Source organism: Thioalkalivibrio denitrificans (genome assembly GCF_002000365.1).
GTDB classification, from domain to species: Bacteria; Pseudomonadota; Gammaproteobacteria; order Ectothiorhodospirales; family Ectothiorhodospiraceae; genus Thioalkalivibrio_A; species Thioalkalivibrio_A denitrificans.
Map to the genome: position 1 here is coordinate 1 of NZ_MVBK01000106.1, position 5930 is coordinate 5930.

At 65.3% G+C, this 5930-nt stretch carries 4 protein-coding genes; 1 reads left to right on the forward strand and 3 read right to left on the reverse strand.

Going from position 1 to position 5930, the window contains the following annotated elements:
• Window positions 1–174 precede the first annotated feature (174 nt).
• The 3 genes from argJ to B1C78_RS15295 form a co-directional block, all read right to left on the reverse strand.
• Window positions 175–1386: a bifunctional glutamate N-acetyltransferase/amino-acid acetyltransferase ArgJ gene (gene argJ, locus B1C78_RS15285; RefSeq protein WP_077280034.1), complete on the reverse strand. Its 1212-nt coding sequence runs from the start codon at window positions 1384–1386 to the stop codon at window positions 175–177.
• A 109-nt stretch (window positions 1387–1495) separates the two neighbouring features.
• The gene (gene secA / locus B1C78_RS15290; protein ID WP_077280035.1) at window positions 1496–4288 is read right to left on the reverse strand and encodes a preprotein translocase subunit SecA; all 2793 of its coding nucleotides are present in this window, start codon (window positions 4286–4288) and stop codon (window positions 1496–1498) included.
• A 124-nt stretch (window positions 4289–4412) separates the two neighbouring features.
• Entirely contained in the window at window positions 4413–5327 is a 915-nt protein-coding gene (locus tag B1C78_RS15295; RefSeq protein WP_077280036.1) for a M23 family metallopeptidase, read from the reverse strand.
• Window positions 5328–5408: 81 nt separating this feature from the next.
• Between B1C78_RS15295 and B1C78_RS15300 the strand changes: the two genes are divergently transcribed.
• A complete protein-coding gene (locus B1C78_RS15300) occupies window positions 5409–5864 on the forward strand; it encodes a DciA family protein (protein WP_245795458.1) in 456 nt (151 codons plus the stop codon).
• The last annotated feature ends 66 nt before the right edge of the window (window positions 5865–5930 follow it).

A 5930-nucleotide genomic window follows, 5' to 3' on the forward strand; every position in this document is an offset into this window, starting at 1 on the left:
GCTATGGGTTTCGCTCCAGAGCAGCGCCTACGCACCCGAATCCTTCGCCTGCTCCCGCGATCCCGGTGAAATATGCGGGCTAGCTCACCGCCGCGGTAGAGACACGATTACCCGAACAGGCTCCCAGGGATCATCGACCACTTGCACCTTTCCCCTTGTACCTTTCACCTGTCCTTATGATCGGTATTCCGCGTTGATACGCACATAATCGTAGGACAAGTCACAGGTGTAGACCCGGGCCTCGCTCCGGCCCCGGCCCAGGTGGATGTAGATAGGGATCTCCGCCTGGTCCATCACCTGCCTCCCCGCCTCTTCAGTGTAGGCGGCGGCACGGCCGCCGCCCTCGACAATCAGCACGTCCCCAATCTCGATGCGCACCCGTGAAACGTCGAGCCCGGCGACACCCGCGCGGCCCACTGCTGCCAGGATGCGCCCCCAGTTGGGATCGGAGGCAAACAGGGCCGTCTTGACCAGCGGCGAATGCGCCACGGCATCGGCCACCCGACGGGCCTCATCCGGAGTCTGGCCACCCGTTACGTGCAGTGTGATGAACTTGGTGGCTCCCTCCCCGTCGCGCACGATGGCCTGGGCCAGGAAATCGCACACCGCCTGCAGCGCGGCGGCAAAGCGTCGACGGTCGTCATCCTCTGCCACACGCACACCGCTCGCCCCCGTCGCCGCGAGCACACAGGCGTCGTTGGTGGAGGTGTCACCGTCCACGGTGATGCAGTTGAAGCTTTCCTCGACCGCGGCGTTCAGCATCTCCTGCAGATCACCCGCAGGGACCACCGCGTCCGTAGCCAGAAAGGCCAGCATCGTGGCCATGTCCGGGCGGATCATGCCGGAGCCCTTGGCGATACCCGTGAGGGTGACCGTGCCGCCGGAAAGCGTTACGCGGCGGCTGATGCCCTTGCCCACGGTATCGGTCGTCATGATGGCGCGCATGGCATCCATCCAGTTGTCCGCCGCCAGCCCCGCCGCGAGTCCCGGCATCGCCTCGCGGACGCGGGGCACCGGCAGATGCTCCCCGATCACGCCAGTGGAGAAGGGCAGCACCTGTTCGGCCTGCCCGCCCAGGATTTCCGCCACATGCGCACAACTGGCCCGGGCGTCCTTGAGCCCGCGATCACCGGTACCGGCATTGGCATTGCCTGAATTGATCAGCAGGTAACGGACGCCACCGGCCGCCAGGTGCTCCCGCGCCACGATGACCGGCGCCGCGCAAAAGGCATTCTGCGTAAAGACCGCCGCAACATTCGATCTGACCGCCACTTCCATGAGCACCAGGTCAGCACGGTCCCGGTACCGGATACCCGCAGCCGCCACGCCCAGGCGCACGCCTGGCACAGGCAAGAGTTCGGTGGGTTCAGTCAAATTGATAGGCATAGGTGCAGGTACAAGGTACAAGGTACAAGGTACAAGGGGGGCGGGCTAGAAGGTCTCGGCGTTATCGCTCGTCCCTTTACCCTTGTACCTTGTATCTTGTACCTGCATTTCACAGCTTTCCATGACACTGCTTGTACTTCTTCCCTGAGCCGCACCAGCAGGGTTCGTTGCGCCCCAGTTTGGGGCCTTCGCGGCGGAAGGGCTGGGCTTGCTCACCAGTCCCCTGCTGTTGCGCGCCGGCGGACGCGCCTGCGTGCAGCACGCTCTCCGGCTGGGAATGCTGGAAACGCATGCCGCCCACACCTGCCTGCTGCTGGCGCTCCAGGGTCTCGGCATCTTCGGGGGAACGGACCTGTATGCGGAGCAGGAGCGCCGTGACGTCGTGCTTGATCCGTTGCAGCAGGGCCTCGAACATTTCGAAGGCCTCGCGCTTGTACTCCTGTTTCGGGTTGCGCTGGGCATAGCCGCGCAGGCCGATCCCCTGGCGCAGGTAATCCATGGCGGCCAGGTGTTCCTTCCAGTGGTTGTCCAGCACCTGGAGCATCACGTCCTTCTCGACGCGCCGCATGGTCTCCGCTCCCACCTTCTGCTCCTTCTCCCGGTAGGATTCATTCAGGCGTTCCTGGATCCGCTCGCGCAGGGGTTCCTCGTGCAGGTCGTCCTCACGCTCCAGCCACCCGGCAATGTCCATGCGGGCACCGAACTCCTGTTCCAGGGCGTGCGTGAGACCGGGCACGTCCCACTGCTCCTCGATGCTGCCTTCGGGGATGTACTGGGAGATCATTCCGTCCACCACGTCGTGGCGGACCGCCTCGATGGCATCGGAGATGTCGTCGGATTCCAGCAGTTCGCGGCGCTGCTCGTAGACCACCTTGCGCTGGTCATTGGCGACGTCGTCGTATTCCAGCAGGTTCTTGCGGATGTCGAAGTTGTGGGCCTCCACCTTGCGCTGCGCGTTCTCGATCGCCTTGGTCACCCAGGCATTCTCGATGGCCTCGCCCTCCTGCATGCCGAGGCGCTGCATCAGCGTCTTGACCCGGTCCGATGCGAAGATGCGCATCAGGTTGTCTTCCAGGGAGAGGAAGAAGCGGCTGGAGCCCGGGTCGCCCTGGCGACCCGCACGACCGCGAAGCTGGTTGTCGATGCGGCGGGACTCGTGGCGCTCGGACCCGACGATGTGCAGACCGCCGACGGCGATGACGTCGTCGTGGCGCTTCTGCCATTCTTTCTTCACCCGTTCGACGTCCTCGGGCTTCGCGTCCGGCCCGAGGGTCTCGAGCTCCGCTTCCAGGCTGCCCCCGAGCACGATGTCGGTGCCCCGGCCCGCCATGTTGGTGGCCAGCGTCACCGCGCCCGGGCGGCCCGCCTGGGCCACCACGTGGGCCTCACGCTCATGCTGCTTGGCGTTGAGCACCTCGTGGGGGATCTTCTCCTTCTTCAGCAGGCCGGAGAGGTATTCCGAGGTCTCCACGGACGCGGTACCCACCAGCACCGGCTGGTGGCGCTCACGGCAATAGCGGATCTCCTTGATGATGGCGTCGAACTTTTCCTTCTGGGTGAGATAGACCAGATCCTGCATATCGTCGCGGACCATGGGCTTGTTGGTGGGGATCACCACCACCTCGAGACCATAGATCTGCTGGAACTCGAAGGCCTCCGTGTCCGCCGTACCCGTCATGCCGGCGAGCTTGTCGTAGAGCCGGAAGTAGTTCTGGAAGGTGATGGAGGCGAGGGTCTGGTTCTCGCTCTGGATGGGCACCCCTTCCTTGGCCTCGATGGCCTGGTGCAGCCCCTCGGACCAGCGGCGACCCGCCATGATGCGCCCGGTGAATTCGTCGATGATCAGCACCTGGTTGTCCCGAACCAGGTAATCCACATCCTTCTGGAACAGGACGTGCGCGCGCAAAGCGGCGTTCAGGTGGTGCAGCAGGGCGATGCTGCCGGCGTCGTAAAGGCCTTGATCCTCCTGAAGCAGTCCGGCCTCGCGCAGGAGCCGTTCCGCCTTCTCCTGTCCATCCTCGGTGAGAAAGACCTGCTTGAGTTTCTCGTCGACGCTGTAATCGCCGGGGCCCTCTTCCTCCTCCTGCGGCTCCAGCTGGGGCACGACCTTGTTCATGTTCTGGTACAGCTCGGCGTTGTCGCCGGCGGGACCGGAGATGATCAGCGGCGTGCGCGCCTCGTCGATCAGGATCGAGTCCACCTCGTCGACGATGGCATAGGCCAGCTCCCGCTGGACCCGGTCCTCGAAGCGGAAGGCCATGTTGTCGCGCAGGTAGTCGAAACCGAACTCGTTGTTGGTGCCGTAGGTGATGTCCGCTGCGTAGGCCTCCCTGCGGGTCACCGGACGCAACTGCGCGAAACCACCCTCGCCCTTGAACTGGGGATCGTACAGGTAGGACGCCGCGTCGGGACCGGCGCCGCCAGCGGAGTTGATCACGCCGACGCTCAGCCCCAGCGCATGATAGATGCGCCCCATCCATACGGCATCGCGCCTGGCCAGATAGTCGTTCACGGTGACCACGTGCACGCCTTCGCCGGGCAACGCGTTGAGGTAGGCCGCCAGCGTCGCCACCAGGGTCTTGCCCTCACCGGTGCGCATCTCGGCGATGCGTCCGCTGTGCAGCACCATGCCGCCAACCATCTGCACATCGAAATGGCGCATGCCCATGAAGCGCCGACCGGCCTCGCGCACCACGGCAAACGCCTCGGGCAACACGTCGTCGAGTCCGGTCCCGCCCGCCACCTGCTCACGCAGGGCATCCGTGCGCGCGCGCAGACTTTCGTCGTCCAGCCCGGACAGCTCCGGTTCCAGCTCGTTGATGCGTCTGACCGTTTTGCCGAAGCGCTTGATCAGCCGCTCGTTGCGGCTACCGAAAATTTTTCTGACGAGACTGGTGACCATGGGTTCGTAAAGTGGCTTCCGGGTAAACAGGGGCGGACATCACGCAAGTCGCCCATCATACCTCAACGAAGGGAGCCGGTCAGCGCGCGGCGGCGGACAGCCGCCCCGGAAGAGGTCTCACGCTTCAGCGGGAAGCGCGGATGAAACGGGAAGGGTTGATGTGCCGGCCGTCCTCCAGCACCTCGAAGTGGACATGCGGCCCGGTGGCGCGTCCGGTCTGGCCCATCAGGGCAATGACCTGACCCTTGCGCACCGTATCGCCTTCCTGGACCTTGAGCGACTTGTTATGGGCGTATCGGGTCACGTAGCCGTTGCCGTGATCGATCTCCACCAGGTTGCCGAACACGTTGCGCTTGCCGGCGAAGGTCACGATGCCCCCGGCCACGGCGATCACGTCACTGCCCGGTCGCCCGGCGAAATCCACGCCGCGGTGAAAGACACGCCGACCCGTGAAGGGGTCGTTGCGCTGGCCGTAACTCGAGGAGAGCCAGCCCTGGTTCACGGGCCGGCCTTCGGGGGTGACCTCCTCCTGCAGCTGCCGCGTGATCATCAGGCGATCGAGCAGACGCAGCTGCGATTCACGCTCTTCGAGGATCGCGTCCAGCGAGTTCAGTTGCGCGAGGAGATCCGGAGCATTGCCGATACCGATCTCGGCTTCGGGACCGCCGAGGCCGGGGGCGGCTGCAAAATCGAACTCCCCGTCGTCGAGACCGGCGATCTGCACCAGGCGTTCGCCAAGGGCATCCAGCCGGGTCGCCCGGGCCTGGATGTCGGCCAGCCGGATGGTCAGCGCATCGATGTTCGCCTGGGCCTGGTCCTTCGCCGAATGAAGTCCTTCGCGCTGGTTGCGGAGCTCGTCCTCCCAGGTGGAAATGAACAGGGCCGGGTCTGCGTAGCGAACCCCGGCGGCAAAGCCGGCGAACGCCATCACGCCCAGCAGGCACGCAACGCCGGTGCCCACCACAAGCCACTGATGCCAGCCTTGCAGCTGCAGGTTGTGGCGGCGCGCGCCGTTGCGACTCAGCAGGATGATGTTCATCTGAACCCGGTGCTATGATGTCGGTCGGCCCGATGATAGCCGGTTGCGGACCGCGTTGAGAACCCTGAAACCCTGTATAACATGCCGTCAATCAATCAGATGCGACGCGTTCGTCAGTTGATCGATGACAAGCTGCTCGCCCGGGCCCGGCTCATGGGCGGCCTCACGGAAAGCCTGCGCAGCCTCCTGCCCCCCGCCCTGGCGCCCCGATGCCGGGTGGCCGCGATCGCGGCCGACCAGCTGACGCTCAGCGCCGAAGGCGGCGCCTGGGCCACGCAACTGCGCTACCTGCAGCGCGAGATCATCAAGCACATGAACGCCCATCACGGCCTGGACATCAGGCGGGTGAAGGTGCACGTATCGGCCCCGGCCGGGCCGGATCCCGCCGCGTCGGCAGGCAAGCGTCCGGTGCGACGCCCCCGGGTGCCCGATGCGGCCGTCGACACCTTGCGCCGCACGGCGCGTACAGTGAACGATCCGGGACTTGCCGGCGCCCTGGAGCGCCTGGCCACCAAGTCCGGAAAACGGCGTTCGTAGGTCGGGCTTCAGCCCGACCTACGTGAGCATGAGTCGCCCCGGCCAACCGGGGCACAACCCTCAGAA

Coding starts and splice junctions, on each gene's coding strand:
- B1C78_RS15300 (WP_245795458.1), top strand. CDS start 5,409: ATGCCGTCAATCAATCAGATGCGACGCGTTCGTCAGTTGATCGATGAC.
- secA (WP_077280035.1), bottom strand. CDS start 4,288: ATGGTCACCAGTCTCGTCAGAAAAATTTTCGGTAGCCGCAACGAGCGG.
- B1C78_RS15295 (WP_077280036.1), bottom strand. CDS start 5,327: ATGAACATCATCCTGCTGAGTCGCAACGGCGCGCGCCGCCACAACCTG.
- argJ (WP_077280034.1), bottom strand. CDS start 1,386: ATGCCTATCAATTTGACTGAACCCACCGAACTCTTGCCTGTGCCAGGC.